The organism is Escherichia sp. WS3063, assembly GCF_046486595.1.
In the GTDB taxonomy this organism is placed as follows: domain Bacteria; phylum Pseudomonadota; class Gammaproteobacteria; order Enterobacterales; family Enterobacteriaceae; genus Escherichia; species Escherichia coli.
The window spans coordinates 1-1,889 of record NZ_JBJQKY010000063.1; the positions used below are offsets into that span (position 1 = coordinate 1).

The 1,889-nt window shown below is 53.5% G+C and carries 3 protein-coding genes and 1 pseudogene; 1 reads left to right on the forward strand and 3 read right to left on the reverse strand.

Annotated features, from left to right (window positions below; translation table 11 throughout):
• The 3 genes from ACJHYW_RS25130 to dfrA12 all read right to left on the reverse strand — a co-directional run.
• Positions 1 to 429, reverse strand: a 429-nt coding sequence (locus ACJHYW_RS25130; protein WP_040209901.1) for an aminoglycoside adenylyltransferase family protein, incomplete at its 3' end; no start/stop codon positions are given.
• 5 nt (positions 430 to 434) lie between these two features.
• Positions 435 to 725 (reverse strand): DUF1010 domain-containing protein, encoded by a 291-nt coding sequence (locus ACJHYW_RS25135; RefSeq protein ID WP_001336345.1) that lies wholly within the window; start codon positions 723 to 725, stop codon positions 435 to 437.
• 111 nt (positions 726 to 836) lie between these two features.
• The gene (gene dfrA12 / locus ACJHYW_RS25140; protein WP_001083725.1) at positions 837 to 1,334 is read right to left on the reverse strand and encodes a trimethoprim-resistant dihydrofolate reductase DfrA12; all 498 of its coding nucleotides are present in this window, start codon (positions 1,332 to 1,334) and stop codon (positions 837 to 839) included.
• A gap of 144 nt (positions 1,335 to 1,478) precedes the next feature.
• Between dfrA12 and intI1 the strand changes: the two are divergent.
• Positions 1,479 to 1,889, forward strand: a pseudogene (gene intI1, locus ACJHYW_RS25145) (class 1 integron integrase IntI1); the annotation flags it as partial.

The window sequence follows — 1,889 nt, forward strand, 5'->3', positions numbered from 1 at the left end:
AACGCTATGTTCTCTTGCTTTTGTAAGCAGGATAGCTAGATCAATGTCGATCATGGCTGGCTCGAAGATACCCGCAAGAATGTCATTGCGCTGCCATTCTCCAAATTGCAGCTCGCGCTTAGCCGGATAACGCCACGGGATGATGTCGTCATGCACGACAAGGGTGACTTCTATAGCGCGGAGCGTCTCGCTCTCGCCAGGGAAAGCCGAAGCCTCCATAAGATCATTGAGCAATGCTCGCCGCGTCGTTTCATCAAGCTTTACGGCCACAGTAACCAACAAATCAATATCGCTGTATGGCTTCAGGCCGCCATCCACTGCGGAGCCGTACAAATGCACGGCCAGCAACGTTGATTCCAGATGGCGCTCAATGACGCTTAGCACCTCTGATAGTTGGTTCGAAATTTCGATGGTCACCGCTTCCCTCATGATGTCTAACGGGCGAGGTAAGCCGACCGCAGAATGCGGGTCGGCTTGACCGAAATGTTAGAACCAGAAGCCAAAACGGATAACTTGAATTTGGCGACGGGCGCTAACCGTGAAAAAACGCTGCGCCACCGAGGCGGCACAGCACTGCAAAAACGATAGCTGCTTGCGCTTGCTACGCAAGGGCTAGAGGCCAAAAAGACTGAAAACCTGCGCAGCCCATGCAGGCGAAGCCCGGAAAAAAGGCAAAACAGGCACTGAATAACGCCTGAAAAGCTAAATGCCGTTTGAATAAACATGAGCTAAATAAAGCTGGGTTTCAGTGGTGCTAACGTTGGACGTAACGAGAGCCGGAGCGCAGCGGAGGGAACCAAAATGCGCAGCATTTTGGCGTCCCGTTGACGGAATGGTTAGCCGTTTCGACGCGCATAAACGGAGTGGGTGTACGGAATTACAGCTTGAATGGTTTCGGTTGAGACAAGCTCGAATTCTGTTTCGTTGAGCATTGGGAAGAAGGCGTCACCCTCGAAGGTTTGATGTACCTCAGATAGAAACACGCCGTGGGCGTGAGGTAGTGCCAGAGTGTATATCTCAGCTCCGCCCGCGACGTAGAGTTCATTGCCGAGTTCGGATGCCAAAGCGATAGCGTGCGACAGCGTTGAAACAACTACGCAGCCAGTGGCGCGGTAGTTAGCTTGGCGTGAGATTACCAATGTGTGACGGTTCGGTAGAGGCTTGCCGATAGACTCAAAGGTCTTTCGCCCCATGACAACGACTTTTCCCTCAGTGAGTCTGCGAAAAATCTTCTGCTCACCCGGAATTTTCCAGGGGATATTAGGACCATTGCCAATAACCCGATTGGCTCCCATCGCAGCAACGAGATAAATGCGTACTGATTCCGAGTTCATATGGCTAACTTTGTTTTAGGGCGACTGCCCTGCTGCGTAACATCGTTGCTGCTCCATAACATCAAACATCGACCCACGGCGTAACGCGCTTGCTGCTTGGATGCCCGAGGCATAGACTGTACAAAAAAACAGTCATAACAAGCCATGAAAACCGCCACTGCGCCGTTACCACCGCTGCGTTCGGTCAAGGTTCTGGACCAGTTGCGTGAGCGCATACGCTACTTGCATTACAGCTTACCAACCGAACAGGCTTATGTCCACTGGGTTCGTGCCTTCATCCGTTTCCACGGTGTGCGTCACCCGGCAACCTTGGGCAGCAGCGAAGTCGAGGCATTTCTGTCCTGGCTGGCGAACGAGCGCAAGGTTTCGGTCTCCACGCATCGTCAGGCATTGGCGGCCTTGCTGTTCTTCTACGGCAAGGTGCTGTGCACGGATCTGCCCTGGCTTCAGGAGATCGGAAGACCTCGGCCGTCGCGGCGCTTGCCGGTGGTGCTGACCCCGGATGAAGTGGTTCGCATCCTCGGTTTTCTGGAAGGCGAGCATCGTTTGTTCGCC

Coding starts and splice junctions, on each gene's coding strand:
- ACJHYW_RS25135 (WP_001336345.1), bottom strand. CDS start 725: ATGTTTATTCAAACGGCATTTAGCTTTTCAGGCGTTATTCAGTGCCTG.
- dfrA12 (WP_001083725.1), bottom strand. CDS start 1,334: ATGAACTCGGAATCAGTACGCATTTATCTCGTTGCTGCGATGGGAGCC.